The organism is Arthrobacter arabinosi (assembly GCF_054511115.1).
The window spans coordinates 651,392-678,258 of sequence record NZ_JBTNDF010000001.1; the positions used below are offsets into that span (position 1 = coordinate 651,392).

General features: G+C 72.0%; 25 protein-coding genes and 1 riboswitch. Of the genes, 4 read left to right on the forward strand and 21 right to left on the reverse strand.

All coding sequences use genetic code 11. The annotated features are described in order from the left end of the window. Positions 1-50 precede the first annotated feature (50 nt). From ACX80P_RS03065 to hisI, 3 genes are read right to left on the reverse strand one after another with little or no spacing between them, the layout of a single operon-like run. Positions 51-848, reverse strand: a complete 798-nt coding sequence (locus tag ACX80P_RS03065) for a Trp biosynthesis-associated membrane protein (protein WP_459276550.1) — start codon at positions 846-848, stop codon at positions 51-53. Then, on the reverse strand, positions 845-2,398 hold the full coding sequence (locus tag ACX80P_RS03070; RefSeq protein ID WP_459276551.1) for an anthranilate synthase component I: 1,554 nt from the start codon (positions 2,396-2,398) through the stop codon (positions 845-847). Before ACX80P_RS03070 ends, ACX80P_RS03065 begins: the two co-directional genes overlap by 4 nt. Before the next feature lie 4 nt (positions 2,399-2,402). Further along, positions 2,403-2,843, reverse strand: coding sequence for a phosphoribosyl-AMP cyclohydrolase (hisI, locus tag ACX80P_RS03075; RefSeq protein WP_459276552.1), 441 nt, complete (start codon positions 2,841-2,843; stop codon positions 2,403-2,405). An 82-nt stretch (positions 2,844-2,925) separates the two neighbouring features. Here hisI and ACX80P_RS03080 point away from each other — a divergent pair, with 82 nt between their 5' ends. Then, positions 2,926-3,567, forward strand: coding sequence for a TIGR03085 family metal-binding protein (locus ACX80P_RS03080; RefSeq protein WP_459276553.1), 642 nt, complete (start codon positions 2,926-2,928; stop codon positions 3,565-3,567). A gap of 79 nt (positions 3,568-3,646) precedes the next feature. On the opposite strand, the gene hisF is transcribed toward ACX80P_RS03080, so the two are convergent. From hisF to aspS, 9 genes are all read right to left on the reverse strand, one after another. Further along, a complete protein-coding gene (gene hisF, locus ACX80P_RS03085) occupies positions 3,647-4,417 on the reverse strand; it encodes an imidazole glycerol phosphate synthase subunit HisF (RefSeq protein ID WP_459276554.1) in 771 nt (256 codons plus the stop codon). Positions 4,418-4,430: 13 nt separating this feature from the next. Beyond that, positions 4,431-5,276, reverse strand: coding sequence for an ATP phosphoribosyltransferase (hisG, locus tag ACX80P_RS03090; RefSeq protein ID WP_459276555.1), 846 nt, complete (start codon positions 5,274-5,276; stop codon positions 4,431-4,433). A 67-nt stretch (positions 5,277-5,343) separates the two neighbouring features. Beyond that, positions 5,344-5,607: a phosphoribosyl-ATP diphosphatase gene (locus ACX80P_RS03095; protein WP_459276556.1), complete on the reverse strand. Its 264-nt coding sequence runs from the start codon at positions 5,605-5,607 to the stop codon at positions 5,344-5,346. Positions 5,608-5,678: 71 nt separating this feature from the next. Further along, a complete protein-coding gene (gene ribH / locus ACX80P_RS03100; RefSeq protein ID WP_459276557.1) occupies positions 5,679-6,164 on the reverse strand; it encodes a 6,7-dimethyl-8-ribityllumazine synthase in 486 nt (161 codons plus the stop codon). A 66-nt stretch (positions 6,165-6,230) separates the two neighbouring features. Next, positions 6,231-6,875: a 3,4-dihydroxy-2-butanone-4-phosphate synthase gene (gene ribB, locus ACX80P_RS03105; RefSeq protein ID WP_459276558.1), complete on the reverse strand. Its 645-nt coding sequence runs from the start codon at positions 6,873-6,875 to the stop codon at positions 6,231-6,233. After that, complete coding sequence (locus ACX80P_RS03110) at positions 6,872-7,525, reverse strand: riboflavin synthase (protein ID WP_459276559.1); 654 nt, start codon at positions 7,523-7,525, stop codon at positions 6,872-6,874. The genes ribB and ACX80P_RS03110 overlap by 4 nt, the downstream gene beginning before the upstream one ends. Positions 7,526-7,559: 34 nt before the next feature. Continuing rightward, complete coding sequence (ribD, locus tag ACX80P_RS03115; RefSeq protein ID WP_459276560.1) at positions 7,560-8,657, reverse strand: bifunctional diaminohydroxyphosphoribosylaminopyrimidine deaminase/5-amino-6-(5-phosphoribosylamino)uracil reductase RibD; 1,098 nt, start codon at positions 8,655-8,657, stop codon at positions 7,560-7,562. After that, on the reverse strand, positions 8,654-9,337 hold the full coding sequence (pnuC, locus tag ACX80P_RS03120) for a nicotinamide riboside transporter PnuC (RefSeq protein WP_459276561.1): 684 nt from the start codon (positions 9,335-9,337) through the stop codon (positions 8,654-8,656). The genes ribD and pnuC overlap by 4 nt, the downstream gene beginning before the upstream one ends. 117 nt (positions 9,338-9,454) lie before the next feature. Next, positions 9,455-9,596, reverse strand: a riboswitch (FMN riboswitch). A gap of 175 nt (positions 9,597-9,771) precedes the next feature. Then, positions 9,772-11,544 carry an aspartate--tRNA ligase gene (gene aspS, locus ACX80P_RS03125; protein WP_459276562.1) on the reverse strand — a complete coding sequence of 591 codons (1,773 nt, stop codon included), beginning with the start codon at positions 11,542-11,544 and terminating at the stop codon, positions 9,772-9,774. Positions 11,545-11,718: 174 nt separating this feature from the next. On the opposite strand from aspS, the gene ACX80P_RS03130 reads away from it, so the two are divergent. After that, complete coding sequence (locus ACX80P_RS03130) at positions 11,719-12,987, forward strand: APC family permease (protein ID WP_459276563.1); 1,269 nt, start codon at positions 11,719-11,721, stop codon at positions 12,985-12,987. 126 nt (positions 12,988-13,113) lie between these two features. Here the strand turns inward: ACX80P_RS03130 and hisS are convergent, their stop codons facing one another. Then, positions 13,114-14,442, reverse strand: a complete 1,329-nt coding sequence (hisS, locus tag ACX80P_RS03135; RefSeq protein ID WP_459276564.1) for a histidine--tRNA ligase — start codon at positions 14,440-14,442, stop codon at positions 13,114-13,116. A gap of 353 nt (positions 14,443-14,795) precedes the next feature. On the opposite strand from hisS, the gene ACX80P_RS03140 reads away from it, so the two are divergent. Further along, positions 14,796-16,610 carry a DUF349 domain-containing protein gene (locus ACX80P_RS03140; RefSeq protein ID WP_459276565.1) on the forward strand — a complete coding sequence of 605 codons (1,815 nt, stop codon included), beginning with the start codon at positions 14,796-14,798 and terminating at the stop codon, positions 16,608-16,610. Between the two features lie 100 nt (positions 16,611-16,710). Further along, positions 16,711-17,373: a hypothetical protein gene (locus ACX80P_RS03145; RefSeq protein WP_459276566.1), complete on the forward strand. Its 663-nt coding sequence runs from the start codon at positions 16,711-16,713 to the stop codon at positions 17,371-17,373. A 180-nt stretch (positions 17,374-17,553) separates the two neighbouring features. On the opposite strand, the gene ACX80P_RS03150 is transcribed toward ACX80P_RS03145, so the two are convergent. From ACX80P_RS03150 to ACX80P_RS03185, 8 genes are all read right to left on the reverse strand, one after another. Further along, on the reverse strand, positions 17,554-19,971 hold the full coding sequence (locus ACX80P_RS03150; protein ID WP_459276567.1) for a RelA/SpoT family protein: 2,418 nt from the start codon (positions 19,969-19,971) through the stop codon (positions 17,554-17,556). A 156-nt stretch (positions 19,972-20,127) separates the two neighbouring features. Then, entirely contained in the window at positions 20,128-21,126 is a 999-nt protein-coding gene (gene secF, locus ACX80P_RS03155) for a protein translocase subunit SecF (protein WP_459276568.1), read from the reverse strand. Beyond that, on the reverse strand, positions 21,123-22,868 hold the full coding sequence (gene secD, locus ACX80P_RS03160; protein WP_459276569.1) for a protein translocase subunit SecD: 1,746 nt from the start codon (positions 22,866-22,868) through the stop codon (positions 21,123-21,125). The genes secF and secD overlap by 4 nt, the downstream gene beginning before the upstream one ends. Positions 22,869-22,953: 85 nt before the next feature. After that, positions 22,954-23,526: a preprotein translocase subunit YajC gene (yajC, locus tag ACX80P_RS03165; protein ID WP_459276571.1), complete on the reverse strand. Its 573-nt coding sequence runs from the start codon at positions 23,524-23,526 to the stop codon at positions 22,954-22,956. Between the two features lie 99 nt (positions 23,527-23,625). After that, on the reverse strand, positions 23,626-24,741 hold the full coding sequence (ruvB, locus tag ACX80P_RS03170; RefSeq protein WP_459276572.1) for a Holliday junction branch migration DNA helicase RuvB: 1,116 nt from the start codon (positions 24,739-24,741) through the stop codon (positions 23,626-23,628). Then, positions 24,738-25,367, reverse strand: a complete 630-nt coding sequence (gene ruvA, locus ACX80P_RS03175; RefSeq protein WP_459276573.1) for a Holliday junction branch migration protein RuvA — start codon at positions 25,365-25,367, stop codon at positions 24,738-24,740. The genes ruvB and ruvA overlap by 4 nt, the downstream gene beginning before the upstream one ends. Positions 25,368-25,495: 128 nt before the next feature. After that, on the reverse strand, positions 25,496-26,071 hold the full coding sequence (ruvC, locus tag ACX80P_RS03180) for a crossover junction endodeoxyribonuclease RuvC (protein ID WP_459276574.1): 576 nt from the start codon (positions 26,069-26,071) through the stop codon (positions 25,496-25,498). Positions 26,072-26,107: 36 nt separating this feature from the next. Continuing rightward, complete coding sequence (locus tag ACX80P_RS03185) at positions 26,108-26,866, reverse strand: YebC/PmpR family DNA-binding transcriptional regulator (RefSeq protein ID WP_459276575.1); 759 nt, start codon at positions 26,864-26,866, stop codon at positions 26,108-26,110. Between the last annotated feature and the right edge of the window lies 1 nt (position 26,867).

Consider the following 26,867-nt stretch of genomic DNA (forward strand, 5'->3'; position numbering starts at 1 on the left):
GGGAGGACGGGTGGAGGGCCTCACGGGAGGCGTCGGGTCAGCGCGCGGGGTCAGCGCGTCGGGTCGTCGCCGCGTGAGATCCGGTCCCAGCTGTCGATCTCGTCGGAGTGGGCGCTCGCCTGCCGGGGACGCGAGCCGGCCTGCCCGGCCTCCGACGGGGTCGTCGGGGACTCCGGGCCGCCCGTCCGGGCGTCCGGTGCGGGGTCCTGGCCTCCCCCGGCTCCTGCCCCGTCGGGCACGACACCGGGCACGACGCCGGGCACGACGTCGCCCGTCGAGGGCACGGGGGCTCCGGCCTGCGGGCTCCCCGGGGCGGGGTGGACCGCGCGGGAGGCGCCGGCGTCGTACCGCCTGCTGACGCCCCAGGTCCGCCCGGCGAGGACCACCCAGGCGGCTGCGAGCACCAGGAGGACCCCGGCTGCGGCGGCCACCCACGGCATCGCCGTGGATGCCGCCTCCGCTCCGGCCGGGCCGCTGATGCCGATCGCCGTCCCGATGGCGGGCTCGGCCGCGGCGGACGGGTCGAGCGCCACCGCGGCGCTGGACAGCGTGATCCCGACGCCCGAGAGGACGAGGATGGCCGCGATGATCCAGCGCGCCACGCGTCCCGCGATGGAGACGGCGAGGGCCGCGGCCAGCGCGACGAGGCCGAACGCCGTCACGGGTGTCGCCGCGTCGCTGCCGGCGATGGCGAGGTCGGGTGTCTGGACGGCCTCCTGGGGCAGGCGCACCGTGAGCCAGGTCTGCGTCGTGGCGCCGAAGGCGAGCAGCGCGAGGACGACGATCCCCAGGACGACCATGCCGCGGCGTGTGAAGCGGCCCTGCGCGGAGCGCTCCGCGGCGCTCACGGGACGTCCGCCGTCGCCGGCCGCAGTCCGGCTGCGGTCAGCGCGGCCCGCAGCGGCGCGGCTGCCTTGTTGACCGTCTCGAGCGCTTCCGCGTCGAGCACGGAGTCGGCGACGATGCCGCCGCCGGCCTGCACGTAGGCCTTGCCGTCGCGCAGCAGGGCCGACCGGATGGCGATGGCCATGTCCATGTCCCCGGCGAAGTCCAGGTAGCCCACGACGCCGCCGTAGATCCCGCGCCGGTGCGGTTCCACCTCGTCGATGAGGCGCAGGGCGCGCGGCTTCGGCGCGCCGGAGAGCGTGCCGGCGGGGAAGGTCGCGGCCAGGACGTCGTAGGCGCTCCTCGATGGGGCGAGCCGGCCGACCACGGTGGACACGAGGTGCATGATGTGGCTGAACTTCTCCACTTCCATGAACTGCGTGACGTCGACGCTGCCCGGCGTGCACACCTTCGAGAGGTCGTTGCGGGCGAGGTCGACGAGCATGAGGTGCTCGGCCTTCTCCTTGGTGTCGGCGCGGAGCTCGACGGCGAGGTCCCGGTCCTCCTCCGTGGTCCTCCCCCTCGGCCGTGATCCGGCGATGGGGTGGGTGATGACCTCGTCACCGGTCACCGTGACGAGGGCCTCGGGTGAGCTGCCCACGATCGAGTAGCCGCGCCCGTCGGCGTCCTCGAGGCTGAACAGGTACATGTAGGGGCTGGGGTTCGTGGTGCGCAGGATCCGGTAGACGTCCAGCGCGGAGGCGTCGCACTCGATCTCGAAGCGCCGGCTGATGACCACCTGGAAGACGTCGCCGTCGACGATCGCCCGCTTGCCGCGCTCGATCGCCGCCAGGTAGTCGGGTTCGAACCAGGACTCGCGGACGCGGTCCATCGACGCCCCGGCGGTCGGGGCGTCGGCCGCCATCACCGAGACGGCGAGTTCGGTGGGGGCAACGAGCTTCGCGAGCATCCGCTGCACGCGTGCGACGGCGTCGTGCCAGGCCTCGTCGACGCGCTCGTCGGTGTTGTCGAAGTTGATCGCGTTGGCGACGAGGGTGAGGGTCCCCTCCGAGTTGTCGTGGATGGCGAGGTCGGAGACGAGGCACATCGCGAGCTCGGGCAGGTGGAGGTCGTCCTCGGGGGGGCTCGTGAGCCGCTCCCAGTGCCGGACCGCCTCCCACCCCACGAAGCCGACCATGCCGGAGGTGAACGGCGGGAGGTCCTCGAACCGCTCGGTCCGCAGCGCCTCGACCGTGAGGCGGAGGGCCTCGACGGGGTTGCCGCCGACCGGGACGCCGGCCGGGGGTTCACCGAGCCAGTGCGCCTCGCCGTCCCGCGTGGTCAGCGTGGCGCGGGAGTGCGAGCCGATGAAGGAGTACCGGGACCAGACCCCGCCGACGGCCGCGGATTCCATGAGGAAGGTGCCGGGCTGACCGGCGGCGAGCTTGCGGTAGACGCCGATCGGCGTGTGCGCGTCCGCGAGGACCTTCAGGTGTACGGGGACCACACGGCGGGCCCTGGCCAGCGCACGGAATTCCTCGAGGGTGGGGCTGATCGTGCCCAGGTGCTGCATGGGGTCAGAGTCCTTCGGGGTCGGGACGGCCGGCGGTCTCTGCGGACAGGGCCCGGCCGTCGAAGCACGTGCGCGTGCCGGTGTGGCAGGCCGCGCCCTCCTGGTCCACCGTGACGAGCAGGGCGTCGCCGTCGCAGTCGAGGGCCACACCCTTGACCCACTGCCGGTGCCCGGAGGTGTCGCCCTTACGCCAGTATTCCGCGCGGGACCGGGAGTAGAAGGTCACGCGGCCCGTGGTGAGGGTGCGCCGCAGCGCCTCCTCGTCCATCCAGCCGAGCATCAGCACCTCGAGGGTGTCGTACTGCTGGACCACGGCGGCGACGAGCCCGGCGGCGTCCTTCGTGAGGGCGCCGGCGATCGCGGGATCGAGGGCGGGGCTGCCGCCCTCGGTGCCGGTGGCGGCGGAGGCTGCGGACGGGTTCGGGGAGGGGGTGGAGGAGAGCATCAGTCCTGATTCTAGTGGCGGCCACACGGGAGTGCGGGCGGCCCTGCCCCCGGCCGGGCGCCTCATGCTATTTTCAGCAGTGATGCACTACGTAACCCCGTCCCGTGAGGTCCTGGCCGAGACGCTCCTGGCAGCCGGCCCCGACGCCCCCACCCTGTGTGAGGGGTGGCAGACGCGCGATCTGGCCGCGCACCTCTACCTCCGGGAGCACCGGCCCGCCCTGGGTCTCGGTATGGTGGTCCGGAAGCTCTCCTCCGCGACGGAGCGCGCCACGCGGGACCTGGCGGAACGGGCGGCGTCGCCCGCGGCCTACGAGGCACTCGTGCGCCGGTTCCTGGCCGGCCCGCCCGCCCTGTCGCCCCTGCGCATCAGCGCGATCGACCGCAGCGTGAACCTCATCGAGTTCTTCGTGCACACCGAGGACGTCCGCCGCGCGACGACGCGCTGGGCTCCGCGGGCCCTCGACGAGGACTACGCGAACGCCCTCTGGGAAGAGCTCGTCAAGCGCGCCGCCTTCCTCTACCGGGGCGTTGACCTGGGGATCGTCCTGGTCCGCCCGGAGGGGGCCCGGCACGTCGCCAGGCGCGCCCCGGTCTCCGTGGCTATCGTCGGCGACCCGGGCGAGCTCCTCATGCACGCGCACGGGCGCGGCCAGGCGCTCGTCACCTTCGAGGGCCAGCCGGACGCCGTCGCCCTGCTCCAGAGCGCCGACGTCGGCATCTAGTGCGTGTCCCGCGCGGCCGCGCCGGGTGGCCGCCGGCCGGGTGGCCCGATCGGGCCCGCGGACTGGTCGGAGCCGCGGACTAGCGGACGGGGAAACCCGCCGCGCGGATGGCCGCCTTGACCTGCGCGATCGCGTCCACCGGACCGAAGTGGAAGACGGAGGCGGCGAGCACGGCGTCGGCCCCGGCCGCGACGGCGGGCGGGAAGTGTTCGGGCTTGCCGGCGCCGCCCGAGGCGATCAGCGGCACACCGACGGCGGCCCGTACGGCACGGATGAGCTCGAGGTCGAAGCCCTCCTTGGTGCCGTCGGCGTCGATCGAGTTCAGGAGGATCTCCCCGACCCCGCGGTCGGCGGCCTCCTTCGCCCAGGCGACGGCGTCGATCCCGGTCCCCTTCCGACCTCCGTACGTGGTGACCTCGAAGCCGGACGGGGTGCGGGCGTCCCGCGTGCGGCGTGCGTCGAGGGAGAGCACGAGGACCTGCGCGCCGAAGTGCCCGGTGATCTCGTCGATGACGGCGGGGCGGGCGACGGCGGCGGTGTTGATGGACGCCTTGTCCGCGCCGAAACGCAGGAGGCGGTCGACGTCGGAGATCTCCCGGACGCCCCCGCCCACGGTGAGCGGGATGAAGACCTCCTCCGCGGTGCGGGCGACGACGTCGAACGTGGTCTCGCGGTTGCCAGAGGAGGCGGTGACGTCGAGGAAGGTGAGCTCGTCGGCGCCGGCGCGGTCGTAGCGGTGGGCGAGCTCCACGGGGTCGCCGGCGTCGCGCAGGTCCTCGAAGTTGACGCCCTTCACGACGCGCCCGGCGTCGACGTCGAGGCAGGGGATGACGCGGACTGCGACGGTCATGGCTGCCCCTCCCCTAGACCCGGCAGGCGTGGATGGTACTGACGAGGATGGCGCGCGCGCCGAGCTCGTACAGCTCGTCCATGACCCGGTTGGTCCGGTGGCGCTGGACCATGGAGCGGACTGCCACCCAGTCGGAGTCGCGCAGCGGGGAGATCGTGGGGGATTCCAGCCCGGGCGTCAGGGCGGCGGCCTCGTCCACGAGGTCCTTGCGGATGTCGTAGTCCATCAGCACGTACTGCCGGGCCACGAGGACGCCCTGCAGGCGGCGCAGCAGCACATCGAGGCCCGCGGGGGCCTCGACGCCGGTGCGGCCGATGAGGACGGCCTCGCTGTGCAGGATCGGCTCGCCGAAGATCTCCATGCCCGCGGCCCGGAGCGTGCTGCCGGTCTCCACGACGTCGGCGATGGCGTCGGCCACGCCGAGGCGCACCGAGGACTCCACGGCGCCGTCGAGCCGGACGACGGACGCGGTGATGCCGCGCGCGGCGAGGTAGTCCTTCAGGAGTCCCTCGTAGCTGGTCGCCAGGCGACGGCCCTCGAGCTGGTCCAGCGAGGTGAAGTCCCCGACGGGTCCGGCGAAGCGGAAGGTGGAGGCGCCGAAGCCGAGCTGCATGAGCTCCTCGGCCTTCACCTGGGCGTCCAGGAAGAGGTCGCGCCCGGTGATGCCGACGTCGAGGGTTCCCGAGCCCACGTACACCGCGATGTCGCGCGGTCGCAGGAAGAAGAACTCGATCTCGTTCTCGGGGTCGACGAGCACCAGTTCGCGGGAGTCGCGGCGCTGGCGGTAGCCGGCCTCGGCCAGCATGGACGAGGCGGCCTCGGAGAGGGCGCCCTTGTTGGGGACTGCTACACGGAGCATGGGGATCTTTCGCTGGTCGGGAGGGACGGAACGGGCAGGAGCCGCAGGCGTGGGTCGCCCGGTGCGGCTAGAGATGCTTGTAGACGTCCTCCAGCGTGAGTCCCTTCGCGATCATGAGGACCTGCAGGTGGTAGAGCAGCTGGGAGATCTCCTCCGCGGCGTCCTCGGTGGACTCGTACTCGGCGGCCATCCACACTTCGGCGGCCTCTTCGACGACCTTCTTGCCGATGCCGTGCACGCCCGAGTCGAGCTCCGCCACGGTGCGCGACCCCGACGGGCGCTCGACCGCCTTCGCGCTGAGTTCCTCGAACAGGGAATCAAAGGTTTTCACACCCCCTAGGCTATCGGCTCGCGCGGCGGCCGTGGCACGCGGGGCCGGTCCTGTGACGGACGCCTCCGCACTCATCGCTCTGCGGCGCGGAGGACGGCGGCGGTCGCCAGGGCGGCCGAGACGGCCTCGTGCCCCTTGTCCTCGGAGGAGCCCGGCAGGCCGGCGCGGTCCAGGCCCTGCTGCTCGGTGTCGCAGGTCAGGACACCGAAGCCGACCGGCACCCCGGTACGGACGCTGACGTCCGTGAGGCCCGACGTCGCCGCCTGGCACACGTACTCGAAATGCGGCGTGCCACCGCGGATGACGACGCCGAGGGCCGCGACGGCGTCGAACCGGGGGGCGAGGCGGGCGGCGGCGACGGGCAGTTCGAAGCTGCCGGGCACCCGGATCTCGGTGACGTCCGCGCCGGCCTCCGTGGCCGCGCGGCGGGCACCGTCGAGCAGCCCGTCCATGATCTCGGTGTGCCAGCTCGCGGCGATGATCGCGAGGCGCAGGGGGGCGCCGTCCTGCGGGGTGAGTGCGCTGATGTCGATGCTCGGTGCTCCGTGGCCGCTCATGGGATCTCCTTCGGGTCGTTCCGGTGGGGTGGGTACTGCGGGTCTGCTGCCGGGCCTGATGCGGGGTCAGGCGCTGCGGGCGTGGTCGTTCGCCCGCACATGGGCCACGAGGTCATCGATCGAGACGAGCGGGAGCCCGTGCTCGTCGGCGAAGCGGCGCAGCGCGGGCAGGCGCATCATGTCGCCGTCGTCGTGGACGAGCTCGGCGATGACGGCCGCCGGGCGCTTGCCGGCCAGGACGCTGAGTTCGACGCCGGCCTCGGTGTGCCCGGGTCGCTCACGGACGCCGCCGGGGGCGGCCCGCAGCGGGAAGACGTGGCCCGGCCGGGTGAGATCCACGGGCGCGCTGGCCGGATCGGCGAGCACCCTCGCGGTGCGGGCGCGGTCGGCGGCGCTGATGCCCGTGCTCACGCCTGCCGCGGCATCGCACGAGACCGTGTAGGCCGTGCCCTTGGAGTCCTCGTTGACCGCCGTCATGGGCGGCAGGAGCAGTCGGTCGGCGTCGTCGGAGCGCAGCGGCACGCAGAGCACGCCGGACGTCCAGCGGACCGTCCAGCCCACGAGGGCGGGTGTCGCGTCCTCGGCGGCGAAGACGATGTCGCCCTCGTTCTCGCGGTCCTCGTCGTCGACGACGACGACGGCGCGGCCGGCGGCGATGGCGGCGATCGCGTCCCCGATCGGATCGAGGCGGACCGGTGCGCTCCCGGTCACTGCGCGGCCCCGGTGGCGCCGTCCCGGCGGGCGTCCGCGGAGGCGAAGCCGAGGAGGCGTTCGGCGTACTTCGCGAGCACGTCCATCTCGAGGTTCACGGGGTCGCCGAGGGACTTCGCGCCGAGCCCTGTCTCGCGGAGGGTGGTCGGGATGAGCCCGACCTCGAACCACTGCTCGGCCGCCTCGGGAGGGCTCACGGCGGTGACGGTCAGGGAGACGCCGTCGATCGCGATCGACCCCTTCTCCGCGGCGTAGCGTCCGAGGGTCGCGGGCAGCCCGAAGCGCAGCCGGTGCCAGGCGCCGAGGTCCTCGCGCTCCAGCAGGACGCCGATGCCGTCCACGTGGCCCTGGACCACGTGGCCGTCGAGGCGTCCGCCCGCCGGGACGCACCGCTCGAGGTTGACGGGCGCGCCGGGCTGCAGCCCGCCGGTGGTGGTGCGGCGCAGGGTCTCCCCCATGACGTCGACGCCCACGCGGCCGCCGTCGAGCGTCACGGCCGTGAGGCAGACGCCGTTGACCGCGATCGAGGCGCCGGGGGCGAGGTCCTGCCCGGTGGCGGGCGCCTCGAAGACGAGGAGGGCGCTCTCGCCGTCGGGGGTGAGCTCGAGGGAGACGACGCTGCCCTGCTCGGACACGATTCCTGTGAACACTGGTACTTCCTTCGCGGGTGGTGGGGTGGCCGGGTCAGGCGATGATCGCGGGCGTCGGTGGCCCGAGGTGCAGCCGCACGTCGGGGCCGAACTGCCGGACGGCGGGGCCGCCGGCATCGTCGGGCGCCCACCGGACGGCGTCGGCAAGGGTGCCCACGCCGAGGTCAGGGAAGGCGGGCGCCCCATCGCCGAGCATCAGCGGCGCGATGTAGCTGAACACCTCGTCCACTACCCCTGCCCGGAGGAATGCGGAGGCGATGCGCGGGCCGCCCTCGACGAGGACGTGCCGGACCCCCCTGGCGTGGAGTTCGGTGAGGGCCTCGTCCACGTCCCGGGTGGGCAGGTGGAGGAACCCGTCCCCGCGCACGGCGGCGTGGGCCGGCACGGGCGTGCGTCCCAGGACGACCCGGAGGCCGCCGTTCCGGGCGGGTGTGGCCGGGGCCCCGGCGTCGTCCTGCCGGTGGGGGCCCGGGTCGGGGCGGGCCGTGAGGCGCGGGTCGTCCGCGAGAACGGTCCCGGTGCCGACGAGGACGGCGTCGGCGAGGGCGCGGATGCGGTGGCCGTCGGCGCGGGCGGCGGATCCCGTGATCCACTGGCTGGAGCCGTCCCGGGCCGCGACCCTCCCGTCGAGGGACTGCGCGGACTTGAGGGTCACGAAGGGACGCCGCTCGCGGACCGACGCCGTCCAGCGCTGGTTGAGGTGCTCGGAGCGGGCAGCCTCGAGACCGCCGACGCAGTCGACCCCGGCGTCCCGCAGCCGCCGGGCGCCGCCGGCGGCGGCACCGTTGACGTCGTCGGCCGCGTACACCACGCGGGCCACGCCGGCGTCGATGAGCGCCTCGCTGCACGGACCGGTCCGGCCCGTGTGGTTGCAGGGTTCGAGGGTCACGACCATGGTCCCGCCGCGCGGATCGTTGCCGCGTCGGCGGGCGTCGGCGAGGGCGGCGGGCTCGGCGTGCGGCGTGCCTGCCCCGCGGTGGTGGCCCTCCCCCAGGACGGCGCCGTCGGCGGAGAGGAGGACGGCGCCGACCAGGGGATTGGCGCCACGCACGCCGCCGGCCGCGAGGTCCAGGGCACGTGGCATCGCGGCCGCCTCTGCCGCCGTCGTCGGGGTGCCCTGTGCGGTACTCATCGCAGGGTCGGATCCGGCATGAGGACCTCGACGCTCGGCTTCTCGGTGCTTCGGGCGCGCGCCCACACGACGAAGCCGACGAGGGTGAACGCCCCGTAGAAGAGGTACATGACGGCGCTGGCGTAGTAGCCGGCGCTGAACAGCAGGGGGACCCCGACGAGGTCGACGGCGACCCACACGAGCCAGAACTCCACCCAGCCCTTCGCCATGCCGTAGGTGGCGAGGAGGGACCCGACGAACGTCCAGGCGTCGGCCCAGACGGGCTCGTAGGACCCGAGCATGCGGAACAGGGGCGTGAGGGCGAAGGTGCCGACGATCATGAAGGCGACCATGCCGAAGCGCGCCTTCGTCCCGGCCCAGCGCGGCGTGACGGCCTCACCGCCGTCGTCCCGGCTGGCCCGCCACCGGCGCCACCCGTAGATCGAGACGGCGATGAACATGACCTGCCGGCCGGCCTGGCCCAGCAGGTTGGCTGCACTGGCGGCGCCGAAGACGGATCCGAGGAAGACGGTGAGGAGCAGCAGGTTGCCGACGATCCCGACGGGCCAGGCCCAGACACGCCGCCGCATGCCCCCGAGGGCGCTGAGGAGACCGAAGATGTTGCCCGCCACTTCGCGCAGCAGGAGGGAACCGCCGCCTACGGGGATGCGGGCTTCGAAGAGCCACTGCAGAAAATCCATGCCGATCCTTCACCGGGTCCACGGCTCCGGGCAACGGCAGCAGAAGGGACGCCCCGCCCTGGCTGCTGCCACGACAGGTGCCGCGGCCCGACGACGGGCAGCGGTCAGTCCCTGCTGTTCGTGCTTCTCCCATCCAGACTCTGACTGTCGGTCCCGGAATTCCACCGGCTCAACCGCCGCCGTCCCGCGGGTGCGGGACGTTGAACGGGTCGCGGACTATCACCGCCGGTTCGGAATTACACCGACCCCGGAGCACGTACTGCCCCGATTATTTCACAGCCGGTGGGCGCTGCAGGCCTGCCGGTCATAATTCGTCCGACAGCGAATCGGAAGGGACGCCGTCCGCCTCCGACGGGCCCGTGACCGTGCCGTCACGGCGGGTGTACCGGACACCCACCCGCCGTGACGGCACCCCTCCCGAGGGAAGTGGCCGGTCAGCCCTCGGCGGCCGCCTTCGGCCTGGCGTCGACGCCGGCCTCCTTGCGCTGCTGCGCCGTGATCGGAGCGGGCGCCGCCGTCAGCGGGTCGAACCCACCGCCCGACTTCGGGAAGGCGATGACGTCGCGGATGGAGTCGGTGCCCGCGAGGAGCGAGACGACGCGGTCCCAGCCCAGGGCGATGCCGCCGTGGGGAGGCGCGCCGTACTTGAAGCCCTCGAGCAGGAAGCCGAACTTCTCCTGCGCTTCCTCCGCGCCGAGGCCCATGACCGCGAACACACGCTCCTGCACGTCGCGCCGGTGGATACGGATGGACCCGCCGCCGAGTTCGTTGCCGTTGCAGACGATGTCGTACGCGTAGGCGATCGCGTTCTCGGGGTCGGTGTCGAAGGTGTCGAGGAACTCGGGCTTCGGGGAGGTGAAGGCGTGGTGGACGGCGGTCCACGCACCGCCTCCGACGGCGACGTCACCGGCGGCGACGGCGGCGGACGCCGGCTCGAACATGGGCGCGTCGACCACCCACACGAAGGCCCAGTCGCCCTCCCTGATGAGCCCGGTGCGGCGGCCGATCTCGACGCGGGCGGCGCCGAGGATGGCGCGCGACGACGCCTTGTCGCCGGCCGCGAAGAAGATGCAGTCGCCGGGGTCTGCGCCGGTCGCACCGGCGAGGCCCTCGCGCTCGGCGTCGGTGAGGTTCTTCGCGACGGGGCCGCGGAGGCTGCCGTCGTCGTCGATGAGGACGTAGGCGAGGCCCTTGGCGCCGCGCTGCTTGGCCCACTCCTGCCAGGCGTCGAGCTGCCGGCGCGGTTGCGACGCGCCGCCGGGCATGACGACGGCTCCGACGTAGGGGGCCTTGAAGACGCCGAAGCCGGTGTCCTTGAAGAAGTCGGTCAGCTCGGTCAGCTCGAGGCCGAAGCGGAGGTCGGGCTTGTCCGATCCGTACTTCGCCATGGCCTCGGCGTACGTCATGCGGCGGATCGGCAGGGGGATCTCGACGTCGATGAGCTTCCAGAGCGCGGCGACGAGCTGCTCGCCGAGGGCGATGATGTCGTCCTCCTCCACGAAGCTCGCCTCGATGTCGAGCTGGGTGAACTCTGGCTGGCGGTCCGCGCGGAAGTCCTCGTCGCGGTAGCAGCGGGCCAGCTGGTAGTACTTCTCGAAGCCGCCGACCTGCAGGAGCTGCTTGAACAGCTGCGGGGACTGCGGGAGGGCGTACCAGGAGCCGGGCGCGAGGCGCGCGGGCACCAGGAAGTCGCGGGCGCCCTCGGGGGTGGAGCGCGTCAGCGTGGGGGTCTCGATCTCGACGAACCCGTCGGCGTGCAGGAGCTCCCGGGCGATCCGGCTGGCCTCGGACCGGAGGCGCAGGTTGGCCTGCGGGCCGGGTCGCCGCAGGTCGAGGTAGCGGTGGCGCAGGCGCGCCTCCTCGCCGACCTCGACGTGCTCGTCGATCTGGAACGGCAGGGGGTCGGAGGTGTTGAGGATCGTCACGGCGTCCGCGATGACCTCGATCGCGCCCGTGGGCAGGGCGGGGTTCTCGTTGCCCTCGGGGCGCTGCTGGACCTCGCCGGTGATCTGCAGGACGTACTCGTTGCGCAGGGTCGAGAACACGTCCTCCTCGCGGACGACGACCTGCGCGACGCCGGAGGCATCCCGGAGATCGAGGAACGCGACGCCGCCGTGGTCCCGGCGACGGGCGACCCATCCCGCCAGGGTGACCGTTTGTCCTACGTGCTCGGGCCGAAGCGAGCCGAGTTCATGCGTGCGGAGCACAGCATTCCTTCCCACAGATACGTTCGATGAGTCGCAGGCGAGCGTCGCCTGCCTAGAGTTGGTGCAAACCCGTTCAACTTTACCGGTCCGGTCCCCGCAGCCCGGACAGCCCGCCGGGACGGCCGGGGCACGGCGTCACGGCGTCACGGCGTCACGGCGTCGCAGAGGAGGATCATGACCGAGCAGCCCGGACTCCGCCGTGCGATGGGCGGCTTCGACGCGACGACGGTCGGCGTCGGTGCGATGATCGGCGCCGGTGTGTTCGTCGTCTTCTCCCCCGCCGCCGCGGCGGCGGGGGCGCTGCTGCCCCTCGCCGTCGTCATCGCGGGCTTCGTCGCCTACTGCAACGCTGCCGCGACGGCGTCGCTGGCCGTCCGCTATCCCTCCAGCGGCGGGACGTACGTGTACGGCCGGGAGCGGCTGGGGCCGTGGCCCGGGTTCCTCGCCGGGTGGGGCTTCGTGACCGGCAAGCTGGCCTCCTGCGCGGCGATGGCCCTCACGTTCGGCCTCTACGCGGCACCGGGTGCGGAGAAGGCTGCGGGGGTGGCCGCCGTCCTCGCACTGACGGTGGTGAACCTCCTCGGGGTGACGCGGACGGCACTGGCCACGCGCGTGATCGTCTCGCTCGTGGTGCCCGTGCTGGCCTTCGTGGTCGTCGTCGCACTCAGCTCCCCCGCGGCCCCTCCCGCCGCCGGCGGTCCCGGCGGGGTGGGCGCGGGCGGCGTCCTGCAGGGCGCGGCCCTGCTGTTCTTCGCCTTCGCGGGCTATGCGCGCATCGCGACCATGGGCGAGGAGGTCCGCGAACCCCGGCGGAACATCCCGGCGGCGATCTTCGGTGCCCTCGGCTTCACCCTCGGGCTCTATCTGCTCCTCGCACTCTCGCTGCTCCACGCCCTCGGGCCGGACGGCCTCGCCGGGGCGACGGCGCCGCTGCGCGACGTCGTCGACGCCGGCTCACCGCCCGGGGGCGCTTCCGGGGTGCTCGACACGGTGCTCATCGTGGCGGCGGCGCTCGCGAGCCTCGGCGCGCTGCTCGCCCTGATCGCGGGCGTGGGCCGCACGAGCCTCGCGATGGCCCGGAACAGGGACCTGCCGTCGGTGCTCTCCCGCGTCTCGACGCGCTTCGCGGTGCCCTGGGCGGCCGACGTCGCGACCGCCGCCGTCGTCGTGGTCCTGCTGCTCGCCACGGACGTGCTGACCGTCGTCGGGTTCTCCAGCTTCGGGGTGCTCGTGTACTACGCGGTCGCGAACATCGCCGCCTTCACCCTTCCCGAGCGGCAGTGGTACGCGCCGCGCTGGCTCAACGCCCTGGGGGCGGCGGCGTGCCTCGTGCTCGCCTTCACGCTGCCGGCGACGTCGGTCCTGACGATGCTCACGGTGCTCTCCGTGGGCGTCGCCGCCCGCGCCGCGGTCCTGGCCCGGCGCCGGGCCGCAGGAGCATGACCCCGACCCTGCGTCGTGGGCTTCGTGCACGCGTTCCGCCGCTGCGCTGCGTGTCCCCGCGACGCGCAGGTGTTCGTGGAGGCCGGGTCTGCACCCGTCGCGCCGGTCCAGGCTCGGGCGGGTGGGTCAGGCGCGGGCGACGACGGGCCGGAGGTCGTCCGCGGGCGGAGCCCACGAGGCCGGGTCCGCCGCCATCTGATCGCCCGAGCGGATGTCCTTCACCTCGTGCGAGCCGTCCGCGGCGGTGAACCAGACGAACGGGATGCCGCGGCGGTCGGCGAACTTGATCTGCTTCCCGAACCTCTCGGCGGTCGCGGCCACCTCCGCCGAGATGCCGCGGCTCCGGAGCGCCGTCGCGACGTCCTGCGCCTGCGACCAGGCGTCGTCGTCGGCGAGGGTCACCAGGACCACCGTCGGGACCGGGCGGGAGACCGTGGCGAAGCCCTGGCTGAGGATCCGCGAGACGATCCGGGTGACGCCGATGGAGAGCCCGACGCCGGGGAAGGTGCGGCTGCCCTTGCGCGCGAGGGCGTCGTAGCGGCCACCGGAGCAGATGGAGCCGAGACCCTCGTGGCCGTCGAGCACCGTCTCGTAGACGGTGCCCGTGTAGTAGTCGAGCCCGCGGGCGATGCTGAGGTCGGCGACCACCCGCCCCGGCGCGCGCCGCGACGCCTCGCCGACGACCTGCCGGAGCTCCTCGAGGCCTTCCTCCAGCAGCTCGTTCGTGACGCCGAGGGCCCGGACCCTGTCCACGAAGGACGTGTCCGGGGTGCGGATCCCCGCGAGTTCGAGGGCGAGACGCACCTGCTCCTCGTCCGCGCCGACCTCGTCGCGCAGCAGCGCGCCGACCTTCTCGGGGCCGATCTTCTCGAGCTTGTCGATGCTGCGCAGGACCGCCGCCGTGTCCTCGAGCCCGATCGCACGGTAGAAACCCTCGGCGAGCTTCCGGTTGTTGACCCGCAGGGTGAAGGCGGGGATCGGCAGGGCTCCGAGTGCCTCGACGACGGCGAGGGCGAGTTCGACGTCGTACCGGAACGGCAGCACGCCGTCGCCGACGACGTCGATGTCGGCCTGCGTGAACTCGCGGGCACGGCCCTCCTGGGGCCGCTCGCCGCGCCAGCACTTCTGGATCTGGAACCTGCGGAAGGGGAACGCGAGGTGGCCGGCGTTCTCGACGACGTAGCGTGCGAACGGCACGGTGAGGTCGTAGTGCAGGGCCAGCCCGCTCTCCGACGCGGACGCCTCGTCGGCCTGCAGTCGGGAGACCGCGTAGACCTCCTTGTCGATCTCACCCTTGCGGAGGAGGTGGTCCACGGTCTCGACGGCGCGGGTCTCGATGCTGGAGAACCCGTGCAGCTCGAACGTTCGCTGCAGTACCTCGAGCACGTGGAGCTCGATCAGGCGCTCCTCGGGGAGCCACTCGGGAAAGCCGGACAGTGATGCCTTGCGGGCCATTCGGGGGATCTCCTCCTGCACGGGGTTTCCGGTCCTCGGCCCGACGGCGGGACGATCCGGTTCTGCGGCCTCAATCCTAGGCGGCGGGCACCCTCCGCAGGAAAAGCGCGGGGCGGATCGGGGCGGGCCGTCCAGCCCGGTGCGTGGTCCTCCGGCCATGCCGCGGAACGGTGGCCAGTGGGTAAAGTAGCCTCAGGGCAGGTTCCGGGTGTTCAGGCCAGGGGCGGGGTGCTCGGCGAGAATGGCCGGAAGGCCGCCGTGCCCCGACCGGCGTGACCGATGGAATGCTAGACCCTGCATGACATGGCCCCGGCGTTGCTCACGGCCATCCGACGAGTGAAAGACTTCTAGCGGTGACAGACAGTCAGCAATCCGACGAAACGACCATCGGCCAGGACCCGCAGCAGGACGCTGCGGCAGGCGACGGCATCAGCACATCCTCCGCGGCGGAACCCGGCGCGGCCGGGGAGCCCGACGCGACGGTCGAGGAAGCTGCGGCGGTGGAACCCCCGGCAGCCGTCGAGCCCGCCGCGACGCGGCCCGCCGCCGTAGCACCCGAGGCGACGGTCGAGGAAGCGGCGGCGCCCCGGTACGCAACGGCCGAGGCCGCGGAGTCCCCCGCTCCGGAAGAGCCGGCAGCCACCCCTGCCGGGATCCAGACCCCCGAGCCGCAGGCCGGGAGTGCCGCGCCGTCGGATGTCCCGGCCGATGAGGCACCGGCCGAGGCGCCGGTCGACGCACCAGCCGCGGTCGACGCCGCGGTGGAGGCTCCGTCCCTCGCCGCCGAGGCCGCCACGCCCACCACCCCGTCACCGCAGACGGCCGCTCCCCGCCCGCCGCTGCCCACGACGATGGCACCGCGCGCCCTGAAGAAGGCCGCCACCCCGGTCGCCGCACCCCTCGCCCACAGCACGCCCCTCGCCGAGGCCGCCCGGTTCGCGCGGGTCGAGGAGGACGGCCACGTCTTCCTGCTCGTCGGCGGTGAGGAGCACGCGGTCGGCCAGTACCCGGATGCGACGCGCGAGGAGGCCCTCGCCTACTTCGTCCGCAAGTACGACGACGTCGTGAGCCAGGTGGCGCTCCTCGAGCAGCGCGTGCAGGCCAAGGCGCCGGCATCGGACATGGCCAAGACGGCCAAGCACCTGCGCGCGCAGGTCGGCGAACGCAAGGTGGTCGGCGACGTCCTCGCGCTCGAGGCACGCATCGACGCCCTGCTCCAGGCCATCGGCGGCCTGGAGAAGGCCGAGCGGGCCGTGCAGGACGAGCTGAAGGCCCGGGAGCTCGCGGCCCGCGAGGCGATCGTGGCGGAAGCGGAGGAACTCGCCGACCGTGATCCCTCCACCGTGCAGTGGAAAGCCAGCAGCACCCGGATGAACGAACTGTTCGAGCTCTGGAAGGCCGCCCAGAAGAACGGGCCGAGGCTCGGCCGAGGCACGGAGGACTCGCTCTGGAAGCGCTTCCGGTCCGCCCGGACCGTCTTCGACCGCCACCGTCGCGCCTACTTCTCCCAGCTGGACAGCGACAATGCCGAGGCGAAGCAGGCCAAGGAGTCGCTCATCAAGCGCGCCGAGCAGCTGTCCGGCTCCACGGACTGGGGCCAGACGGCGGCCGAGTACCGGCGCCTGATGGACGAGTGGAAGGCGTCCAAGCGCGCCAGCCGCAAGGACGACGACGCGCTGTGGGCCCGTTTCCGCGCCGCGCAGGACCGTTTCTTCGAGGCGCGCAAGTCCGCGAACGAAGCCGTCGACGAGGAGTACGCGGGCAATCTCGAGGCCAAGGAGGCCCTGCTGCGGGAAGCCCAGCAGATCCTGCCGATCAGGGATCTCGCCGCCGCGAAGAAGGCCCTGCAGTCCGTCCGCGACCGGTGGGACGAGGCCGGCAAGGTCCCCCGCGCCGACATGGGCCGCATCGACGCCGGCCTCCGCAAGGTGGAGGACGCCGTCAGGGCCGCCGACGACGAGCACTGGACGAAGACGAACCCCGAGACGAAGGCGCGCACCAACAGCGCGCTCAGCCAGCTCGAGGCCACCATCGCGCAGCTGAAGGACGACCTCGCGGACGCCGAACGCGCCGGTGACGCCAAGAAGATCGCCTCCGCCCGGGAAGCGCTGGCAGCACGGGAGCAGTGGCTCGACATGCTGCAGCGATCGGCCCAGGACTTCTCCTAGCGCAGGCGCCCGCCGACAGCATCGACGGCCCTCCGGTCCCCTTGTCCACATGGGTGCCGGAGGGCTTCTGCGTGGGCGGCGCAGTCCCCATGCTGGGGTGATGGCCCCCCTGGACAGCGCCACCGCCGCAGTACCTCCCGAACGCTACCCGGGCGCGGCGCGGCGTCCGGTCACGTCGACGGGCGGCGCCCTCTTCCACGCGGGGGACATCTTCACGTCGGCGGAACTGCAGGCCATGCGCCTCGAGGGCCTGGTGCGCCTCGTGATCGGAGAATCCTATCTACGGAGCGACTTCCGGGAGGATCCGCCCATCAGGTCACGGGCCGCCGCACGGTGTGTCCCGCGGTCGGTGCGCCCCCGGGTCGCCCTGGGGCGTACCTGCGCGGCGTGGATCTACGGGTGCGCGCCCCCGCCGGCCGTGATCAGCCTCGTGACGGACCACCGGCGCCGCACGACGGCGCTACCGCCCTTCAGTATGGCCGTGATGCATCAGGTGGCCCTCGGGCCGTTCGACGTGAACCTCGTGGGCGGTGTGCCGGTCACCACGCCGCTGCGGACGGCCCTGGACATCGCTGTGCACGGCGAGGACCGCGAGGCCGTGGCCATCCTGCGGGCGATCGGCAGGGACCGGGAGCTGGACTGCCCGCTCCGCCTCGTGGAGGCCGCACTGGTCAACGCCTCCCGGGTGCCCGGGAAGACCCGCGCGCTGTCGAGGGTCCGTGCGGCCCGCCGGCCCGCCGACGGGGCGGCGGCCACGGGATGAGCGGCGGGCACGGTGTGAGCAGGCACGGTGTGAGCGGGCACAATGTGAGCCGGCCCGGGATGAGCGGCAGGCACGGTGTGAGCAGGCACGGTGTGAGCGGGCACAATGTGAGCCGGCCCGGGATGAGCGGCGGGCACGGGGTGAGCGGGCACGGGCGGCGTGCTCCCCCGGCACGCGCCGTCAGGACCGGCGCTGCGACCCGGTGGTGCGGTACACGTCGAACACGCCGTCGATGCGGCGGACGGCGCTGAGGATGTGGCTGAGGTACTTGGGGTCGCCCATCTCGAACGCGAAGCGGGACATCGCCACGCGGTCCGAGGACGTGTTCACGTTGGCCGCCAGGATGTTCACGTGGTTCTCCGCGAGGACGCTCGTGACGTCGGAGAGCAGGCTCTTGCGGTCGAGCGCCTCGACCTGGATCTCGACCAGGAACACGCTCGACTGGGTGGGAGCCCAGTCCACGGGCACGATCCGGTCCGGCTGGTCACGCAGCTCCTGCACGTTGCGGCAGTCGGTCCGATGCACCGACACGCCCGAACCGCGGGTGACGAACCCGATGATGGGATCCGGGGGCACGGGCGTGCAGCAGCGGGCGAGCTTCACCCAGACGTCGCCCACCCCGCGGACGGTCACCCCGGAGTCGGAGAACTTGGGCCGCCGGGGCTGGGTGGCCACCACGGTCTCCGCGATGCTCTCCTCGGCACCCTCGTGGCCGCCCATGAGGGCCACGAGGTGTTCGATGACGTTCTGGGCGGAGGTGTGGCCGTCGCCGACGGCGGCGTACAGCGCCGAGATGTCCTGGTGGTGGAGTTCCTCCGCCACCGTCATCAGGGCGGTGTGCGTCATCATGCGCTGCAGCGGGAGGTTCTGCTTGCGCATGGCGCGCGTCAGCAGGTCCTTGCCCTTGTCCACGGCCTCCTCGCGCCGTTCCTTGGTGAACCACTGCCGGATCTTGTTGCGGGCGCGCGGGCTCTTGACGAAGCCCTGCCAGTCCTGGCTGGGCCCGGCACCCTCGGCCTTCGAGGTGAAGATCTCCACGGAGTCGCCGTGGTTGAGCTCGCTGTTCAGGGGGACGAGCTTCCCGTTCACCCTCGCCCCGATGGTCCGGTGGCCCACCTCGGTATGCACCGCGTACGCGAAGTCCACCGGCGTGGACCCGGCCGGCAGCGCCATCACCTCCCCCTTGGGCGTGAAGACGAACACCTCCCGGGCGTTGATCTCGAACCGCAGGGAATCCAGGAACTCGTTGGGGTCCGAGGTCTCCTGCTGCCAGTCCACCAGGCTGCGCAGCCACCCCATGTCGCCGCCGTCCTGCGCCTCGAGCTGCCGGCCGCCGCTCTTGTACTTCCAGTGCGCGGCGACGCCGTACTCGGCGCGGCGGTGCATGTCGTGGGTACGGATCTGGATCTCGACGGGTTTGCCGCCCGGACCGATCACCGTGGTGTGGAGTGACTGGTACATGTTGAACTTCGGCATCGCGATGTAGTCCTTGAACCGCCCGGGCAGGGGGTTCCAGCGCGAATGCAGGGAGCCGAGGGTCGCGTAGCAGTCGCGCACGCTGTCCACTAGGACGCGCACGCCCATCAGGTCGTGGATGTCGTCGAAGTCCTTACCGCGGACGATCATCTTCTGGTAGATGGAGTAGTAGTGCTTGGGCCGTCCCGTGATCGTCGCCTTGATCTTCACGGCCCGGAGGTCTTCCTCGATCTGGTTCCGCACGAGGCTGAGGTGCTTCTCCCGCTCCGGGGTCCTGTCCCCCACCATGCGGACGATCTCCTCGTACACCTTGGGGTGCAGCGCCGCGAAGGACAGGTCCTCCAGCTCCCACTTGATGGTGTTCATGCCCAGGCGGTGCGCCAGCGGAGCGAAGATCTCGAGGGTCTCCCGGGCCTTCTTGGCCGACGAGGCGGCCGAGACGAAACGCCACGTGCGGGCGTTGTGCAGCCGGTCGGCCAGCTTGATCACGAGGACCCGGATGTCCTTCGCCATGGCGACGACCATCTTGCGCACCGTCTCGGCCTGGGCGGCGTCCCCGAAGGACACCTTGTCGAGCTTCGTCACGCCGTCGACGAGCATGGCCACTTCGGGCCCGAAGTCGCGCTTGAGCTCGGCGAGGGTGTACGAGGTGTCCTCCACGGTGTCGTGGAGGAGGGCCGCCGCGAGCGTGGTGCCGGTCATGCCGAGCTCGGCCAGGATGGTGGCGACGGCGACCGGGTGCGTGATGTACGGGTCGCCGCTCTTGCGCATCTGCCCCTCGTGGCTGCGTTCGGCGACGAGGTAGGCACGCTGGATGAGGTCCAGGTCCTCCTTCGGGTTGTTCGCCCGGACGGTGCGCAGGAGCGGCTCGAGGACGGGCGAGTAGCCGGAGGAGCCGCGGCCGGTGAGCCGGGCGATGCGCGCGCGGGTCCGGCCGCGCCTGCCGGGAGCCACCTGGTCGGCGCTCGTCGCGGACGGCGCGGAGGACGGCGTCTCCGGCTGCACGAGCGCGTGGGACGGACCGGGGCGCGGGGCATCCGTGGCGATCGGACCGGTCGGGCCCGTCGTGGACGGGCCCGGGCCGCCGTCGGACCCTACAGCGGGGTTCACCGCTTCAGCCATGTGCCATCCCTCGATCTCGATCCCGGAGCCCTGGAGCACCCGCGATAACAGCGGTCATGCGACGGTTCAATTCTAGCCGCGCGCTGAACGGCATCGGCCGCAGGAGACCCGTACGGGTCTCCTGCGGCCGATCGCGGCGCTGCGGCGGGACGGGGCTCAGGCGTGGGCGGCTTCCAGCGACCGCCTGCCGAGGACCTTCTGCTCCTGCTCCCTCAGCTCCGGCTCGTTGATCCGGAGCGCCGCGTAGAGCGGCGCGGCGATGAAGATGGTGCCGAGGGTGCCGAGGATGATGCCGATGAACAGGGCCAGCGACAGGTCCTGCAGGGTTCCGGCGCCGAGCAGGAAGGACCCGATGAAGAGGATCGAGGCGACCGGGAGGATCGCGACGACCGAGGTGTTGATCGACCGGACCAGCGTCTGGTTCACGGCCAGGTTGACCTGCTCGGCGAACGTGCGGTCGGTCGAGGTCCTCACCTCCGCGGTGTTCTCGCGGATCTTGTCGAACACCACCACCGTGTCGTACAGGGCGTAGCTCAGGATCGTGAGGAAGCCGATGATCGCCGAGGGCGTGACCTCGAAGTCGCTCAGCGAGTAGAGCCCGGCCGTGACGACCATGACGACCACGAGGGCGGCCATCGCGGCGAGGGCCATCTTCCAGGTGCGGAAGTAGACGGCCATGAGGATCGCGGCCAGCAGGACGAACACACCGAACCCGATCAGGGCCTGCCGGCTGACGTCCTCACCCCAGGTGGGGCCCACGAAGCTCGAGGTGACCTGGTCCTCGTCGACGCCGTACCCGGCAGCGAGGTTGTCGCGGACGCTCAGTGTCTGGTCGTCGGAGAGACGCTCCGTCTGGATGCGCATCGTGTCCCCCGCGATGTTGGTGACGCGCGGGACGGCCTCGGGGACGACGTCGGTCACGGCCTGTTCGCCGACCGCGACATCGGTGTTCTGCGTGGCGGACACGGTGAACTCGGAGCCGCCCCGGAAGTCGATGCCGAGGTTGAAGCCGCCCTTGACCACCGGGATGATGATCGAGATCAGCAGGGCGACCCCGGCGATCAGGAACCAGAGGTTCCTTTTGGCGACGAAGGGGTAGGAGCGTTTCCCCGAGTACAGCTCGTTACCGAAGGTGGCGAAGTTGGTGCGGCTCATTCGGTGGTCTCTTTCCTGGACGAACCGGTGCGGCCCGCGAGGGCCTTCTGCTGTTCCGCGCGACGACGCTCGGCGATGGTGAGGCGCCGCTCGGCCTCGGCCGACGCGCCCTTGTTCTTGGTCCGTGCGACGGCGACCGGCTTCGCGGTGCCCTCGCCCGGCTGGCGGAGGCGGCCGGCGCCGCGGTACAGCGGGATGCCGCCGAGGCGCCTCGGATCCAGGCCGGACCAGGGGTGTCCCTCGCCGAAGAACTTGGTCCGGGCCAGGAGCCGGAGGACCGGGTGGGTGAAGAGGAAGACGACGATGAGGTCGGCGATGGCGGTGAGGCCGAGCGTGAACGCGAACCCGCGCACGTTGCCGACGGCGACGAAGAACAGCACGAGGGCGGCCAGCAGGTTCACGGCCTTCGACGCGAGCACCGTGCGCTTGGCACGCCGCCAGCCGTTCTCGACGGCGGAGACGAGGCCGCGTCCGTCGCGGAGCTCGTCACGGATGCGCTCGAAGTAGACGATGAACGAGTCGGCCGTCTGGCCGATGGCCACGATGAGCCCGGCGACCCCGGCGAGCGAGAGGCGGTAGTTCTCCGTCCAGCCGAGGATGCAGATGGCCAGGTAGGTCAGGACACCGGCGACGACGAGCGATGCGATGGTGACCAGGCCGAGGAGACGGTACTGGAACATCGAGTACGCGGCGACGAGGAGGAGCCCGATCAGGCCGGCGATGAGCCCGAGGCGCAGCTGGTCGGCACCCAGCGTGGCCGAGATCTGCTGTTCGCTCTGGATCTCGAAGCTGATCGGCAGTGCACCGTACTTGAGCTGCTCCGCGAGGGCGGCCGCTGATTCCTCGGTGAAGTTGCCGCTGATCTGGGGGTTGCCGTCGGGGATGACGGCGTTGGTGGTCGGCGCGGACACGATGCGCCCGTCGAGGACGATCGCGAACTGGTTCCGCGGGTCGCCGTCACCGATCGCGTACAGGCGCTCGGTGACCTCGCGGAAGGTCTTCGTGCCCTCGTCGTTGAAGTCGATGTTCACGGCCCAGGTGTTGAGCGTCTGGCCGCCCTGGCTGCGCTGCAGCCCGTAGCTCGCCGTGGAGATGTCCGTTCCCGGCACCTCGACGGGGCCGAGGATGTACTTGCCCTGGGTGTCCGGCTCGCACGCGACCATCGGCTTGTCGGCGGGCGCGGGCTCCTCGGCCGGTTCCAGTGCTGCCGGGTCCAGGCAGTCGAGGGCCTCGAACTCCTTGTAGAGCTCGGGGGTGATCCAGTTGGGGTCGCTCGCGTCCTTCGGTTCCGCCGCCGGCTTGGGGAGCTGATCCTCCGGCGTCGGCGTCTCCGCGGCCGGGGCCTGGCCGGGCCCGCCGGCGAGGACGGGGCGGAACTCCATCTGCGCGGAGGCCTGGATGAGATCGCGTGTCTGCGCGTCGGGGGTGCCGGGCAGGGAGACGATGACGTTCTGGCCGGACTGGGTGTTGATCTCCGCTTCGGCGACGCCGGAGCCGTCGACGCGCTGGCGGATGATCTCCACCGCCTGGTCGAGCTGTTCGGGCGTGATCTCGCTGCCGTCCTGGACCCGGGGGGCGAGGATCATCTGCGTCCCGCCCTCGAGGTCGAGGGCCAGGCGCGGGCTCCAGCTCGCGGTGCTCCAGTAGGAGCCTGCTCCCAGCAGGGTTGCGAGCAGTGCTGTCAGTACGCCCAGCCAGACTAGTGTCCGCTTGGCTGCCGTCCCGGGACCGGTACGAGGCATGGTGGGATGTCCTTATGCAGTGGCGCGTCTGGTGCGCCGGTTGATCGTGGGGGCGCCGGTACGGGTACCGGCGCCCTACGGAATGCTAGTTGTCGGGGTTCGCTTTGGGGTCGCGGGCGTCGCGCGCGTCGCGGTTTTCCCGCTGGGACTCCCGGTTCAGGCGCTCCAGCGTCTCCTCGGGGCTCTCCACGCCCGACGTCGACCCGGGGGTTCCCGCGGCGGTGGACCCGCCGGCCGGGCGGCGGTCGACGCCGTCGATCGAGGACACGTCGTCGGGCACCGAGGCGCCGTCGGAACCGGTCCGGTCCGTCGGGTCGGGGACGGCGGCGTCTGCAGCCCCGGCGGCGGGTTCCTGCTGGACCACCTTCGAGAGCGCCTGCGTGTGGACGGTCGCGAAGGTGCCGGGCGAGAGTTCGAGGACGGCCTTGTTGTTCTCCTGGTCGATCGAGACGACGGTGCCGAAGAGACCGAACTGGGTCATGACCTCGGTGCCGGGTTCCATCTGGGTGCGCATCTCCTTGACCTGCTGCTGCGCCTTCCGTTGCCGGCGGAACATGGTGAAGAGGAGGAAGGCCAGGGCCAGCGGGAGCAGCAGACTGAAGATGTCGAAGCCGCCGGTCTGTCCGGTGGTGGGCTGGGCGACTACATGTGCAAGCACTGGGGATCCGTTCCTGGGACTGGGGTCTGGGTGGCAGGACTGTGCCGCGGCACACATCGTGAGACACCAGTGTAAAGCCGATTCCTGGGCGTCCCCGCGTCAGGAGTCCGGCTGGGCCCAACTGTCAACCGTCGATTCCGTGGCCATCAGGTCCTCCGGCGCGACGGAGAACAGGTCCTCGGGCATCGCGGCCGCGACGTTCTGGGGCATCTCGATGCCGAGGTGCCGCCACGCGGCGGCCGTCGCGATCCGCCCGCGCGGGGTGCGCCCGAGCATGCCCTCGCGGACCAGGTACGGTTCGGCGACGGTCTCGACCGTCTCCGGCTCCTCGCCCACGGCGATCGCGAGCGTCGACAGTCCCACGGGCCCGCCGTTGAACTTGGTGATGAGCGCGGTGAGCACCGAGCGGTCCAGCCGGTCGAGGCCCCGCGCGTCCACCTCGTACATGTCGAGCGCCGCGCCCGCGGACCGGGCGTCGATGAGGTCGGCGCCGTGCACGAGCGCCCAGTCCCGGACGCGCCGGAGCAGGCGGTTCGAGATACGCGGGGTGCCCCGCGACCGGCCGGCGATCTCCGCGAACGCGGCCGAACTGACCTTCATGTCCATAAGCATCGCGGAGCGGCGGAGCACGAGCTCCAGCTCCTCCGTCGAGTAGAACTCGAGGTGCCCCGTGAAGCCGAAGCGGTCCCGGAGTGGGCCGGGAAGGAGCCCCGCGCGGGTCGTCGCGCCCACGAGGGTGAACGGCGGCAGCTCCAGCGGAATCGCGGTGGCGCCGGGCCCCTTGCCGACGATGATGTCGACGCGGAAGTCCTCCATGGCCATGTACAGCATCTCCTCGGCGGGCCGGGACATGCGGTGGATCTCGTCGAGGAAGAGGACCTCGCCCTCGGTGAGGGAGGACAGGATGGCCGCGAGGTCCCCGGCGTGCTGGATGGCGGGACCGGACGTGATGCGCAGGGGCGCGTTCATCTCGGCCGCGATGATCATCGCGAGCGTCGTCTTCCCGAGGCCGGGAGGGCCGGACAGCAGCACGTGGTCGGCGCTGCGTCCGCGGAGGCGGGATGCCTCGAGGACGAGCGAGAGCTGCCGGCGCACGCGCTTCTGGCCCACGAAGTCGTCGAGGTTCTTGGGCCGGAGCGCGGCCTCGACGGCGCGGTCCTCCGGGTCGGCGGCCGGCGCGACGAGCGGCGCGTCCTCCTGCTGCTCGCCCGTCATCCGCCCACCGTCGTCCGGGCCGAGCTGCGGGCGCCGTCCTGGCCGAGCCTGCGCAGCGTGAGTTTCAGGATCTGGCCCACATCACCGGTCGCGGCGACCTCGGGAGCCTCGTCGACGGCGGCGTCGATCGCCGCGCCGGCGTCCTTCTCGGACCAGCCGAGGCCCATCATGGCGGTGAGGACCTGGCCCTGCCACGTCTGCTTGGGTACGCCGGGCTTCGCGTCGAGCGGGACCAGCTTGCCGGCGAGTTCGAGGACGATCCGGCGGGCGCCCTTGGGGCCGATGCCGGAGACCTTGCTGAACGCCTTGTCGTCGCCCGAGGCGGCCGCGATGCGGATGGCCTCGGGCGTGTGGACGGCGAGGACGGCGAGGGCGAGGCGGGGCCCGACGCCGCTGACCGCGAGGAGGGTCTCGAAGACCTCCCGCTGGTCGGCGTCCTCGAAGCCGAACAGCGTCATCGAGTCCTCCCGCACGATCATGGCGGTGGCGACGGTGGCCTGCTCCCCCACCCGGAGACCGGCGAGGGTCTGGGGGGTCGCCTGGACCAGCATGCCGAAGCCGTTGACGTCGAGGACGGCGGAGTGCAGGCCCACGTGGGTCACTGTTCCGCGCAGTGAACTGATCATGAAGAGCTCCAAGGGCGCTTGCGGGCGGAGGTCGCCGGGCGTCCACCCGGCGTCGAACACACGTTCTAATGCACTACGGTACCGGTGTGCCGCTGCAGGCACGAGTCGCCACACCGCCGGCCGTCCGGTCAGCGGCGTCGGGCCCGGGCCTCCGCCTCGGCCCAGAGGCGCTGCGCCGGGGTGACCAGCCCGCCGGCCGCGGCCGCGGCCGCACCCTGCGTCCCCACTCCCCGACGCCACGCGTGCGTGATGGCCAGGGCGAGGGCGTCGGCGGCGTCCGCGGGCCGAGGCGGCGTATCGAGGCGCAGGATCTTCGTCACCATCTTCGTGACCGCGACCTTGTCCGCCTGCCCGTTCCCGGTGACGGCGGCCTTCACCTCGGTGGGAGTGTGCAGGGCCACCGGGATACCCCGGCGCGCCGCGGACACGATGACGACCCCGGACGCCTGCGCGGTGCCCATGACGGTGCTGATGTTGGTGCCGCTGAACACGCGCTCGACGGCGAGGGCCTGCGGCTCGTGCAGGTCCAGCCAGGCGTCGACGGCCTCCGCGATGACCAGGAGCCGTTCGTCGAGGCTCTGCCCGGCGTCGGTGCCGACCACGCCGACGGCCACGAGGGTGGAGCGCCGGTTGGGCTCGATGTCGACGACGGCGAGTCCGCAGCGGGTCAGCCCGGGATCGACGCCCATCACGCGGAAGGTCACGGTGCTACAGGCCGCGCGGGGGCGAGGAGGACGATGTCAGTCCTCGTTCTCGAGTTCGGCCAGGACCTCGTCCGGGAGGTGCGCGTTCGAGTAGACGTTCTGGACGTCGTCGAGCTCCTCCAGGGCGTCCACGAGCTTCAGGAACTTGCGGGCGCCGTCGGCGTCGAGGTCCACCTGCATGGAGGGCACGAACTCGACCTCGTCCGTCTCGTACTCGATGCTGCTCTCGTCGAGCGCCGCGACCACGGCCCGGAGGTCCTGCGGCTCGGAGACGATCTCGAAGGACTCCGACGACTCCTTGACCTCGTCCGCACCGGCGTCGAGGACGGACAGGAGCAGTTCGTCCTCGGTGAGGTCCTTCTTCGGCAGCGTGACGACGCCCTTGCGCGCGAACAGGTAGGCCACGGAGCCCGGGTCGGCGATCGTGCCGCCGTTGCGGGAGATGCCGAGGCGCACCTCGGAGGCTGCACGGTTCTTGTTGTCCGTGAGGCACTCGATCAGGAGGGCGGAGCCCTGGGGACCGCGCGCCTCGTACATGATGGTCTGGTAGTCGACGGCCTCGCCGAGGAGCCCGGCCCCGCGCTTGACCGCGCGGTTGATGTTGTCGATGGGGACCGAGGTCTTCTTGGCCTTGGAGACGGCCAGTTCGAGCCCCGGGTTACCCGCGACGTCGGCGCCGCCGGCCCGCGCCGCGACCTCGATGTTCTTGATCAGCTTGGCGAAGGACTTCGCGCGCTTGGCGTCGATCGCGGCCTTCTTGTGCTTCGTTGTTGCCCACTTGGAGTGCCCCGACATG

Coding starts and splice junctions, on each gene's coding strand:
- ACX80P_RS03145 (WP_459276566.1), top strand. CDS start 16,711: ATGGCCCCCCTGGACAGCGCCACCGCCGCAGTACCTCCCGAACGCTAC.
- ACX80P_RS03150 (WP_459276567.1), bottom strand. CDS start 19,971: ATGGCTGAAGCGGTGAACCCCGCTGTAGGGTCCGACGGCGGCCCGGGC.
- ruvA (WP_459276573.1), bottom strand. CDS start 25,367: ATGATCAGTTCACTGCGCGGAACAGTGACCCACGTGGGCCTGCACTCC.
- ribH (WP_459276557.1), bottom strand. CDS start 6,164: ATGAGCGGCCACGGAGCACCGAGCATCGACATCAGCGCACTCACCCCG.
- secF (WP_459276568.1), bottom strand. CDS start 21,126: ATGAGCCGCACCAACTTCGCCACCTTCGGTAACGAGCTGTACTCGGGG.
- ACX80P_RS03185 (WP_459276575.1), bottom strand. CDS start 26,866: ATGTCGGGGCACTCCAAGTGGGCAACAACGAAGCACAAGAAGGCCGCG.
- ruvB (WP_459276572.1), bottom strand. CDS start 24,741: ATGACGGGCGAGCAGCAGGAGGACGCGCCGCTCGTCGCGCCGGCCGCC.
- pnuC (WP_459276561.1), bottom strand. CDS start 9,337: ATGGATTTTCTGCAGTGGCTCTTCGAAGCCCGCATCCCCGTAGGCGGC.
- ACX80P_RS03080 (WP_459276553.1), top strand. CDS start 2,926: ATGCACTACGTAACCCCGTCCCGTGAGGTCCTGGCCGAGACGCTCCTG.
- ACX80P_RS03070 (WP_459276551.1), bottom strand. CDS start 2,398: ATGCAGCACCTGGGCACGATCAGCCCCACCCTCGAGGAATTCCGTGCG.
- ACX80P_RS03130 (WP_459276563.1), top strand. CDS start 11,719: ATGACCGAGCAGCCCGGACTCCGCCGTGCGATGGGCGGCTTCGACGCG.
- hisF (WP_459276554.1), bottom strand. CDS start 4,417: ATGACCGTCGCAGTCCGCGTCATCCCCTGCCTCGACGTCGACGCCGGG.
- hisG (WP_459276555.1), bottom strand. CDS start 5,276: ATGCTCCGTGTAGCAGTCCCCAACAAGGGCGCCCTCTCCGAGGCCGCC.
- hisI (WP_459276552.1), bottom strand. CDS start 2,843: ATGCTCTCCTCCACCCCCTCCCCGAACCCGTCCGCAGCCTCCGCCGCC.
- secD (WP_459276569.1), bottom strand. CDS start 22,868: ATGCCTCGTACCGGTCCCGGGACGGCAGCCAAGCGGACACTAGTCTGG.
- ribD (WP_459276560.1), bottom strand. CDS start 8,657: ATGAGTACCGCACAGGGCACCCCGACGACGGCGGCAGAGGCGGCCGCG.
- hisS (WP_459276564.1), bottom strand. CDS start 14,442: ATGGCCCGCAAGGCATCACTGTCCGGCTTTCCCGAGTGGCTCCCCGAG.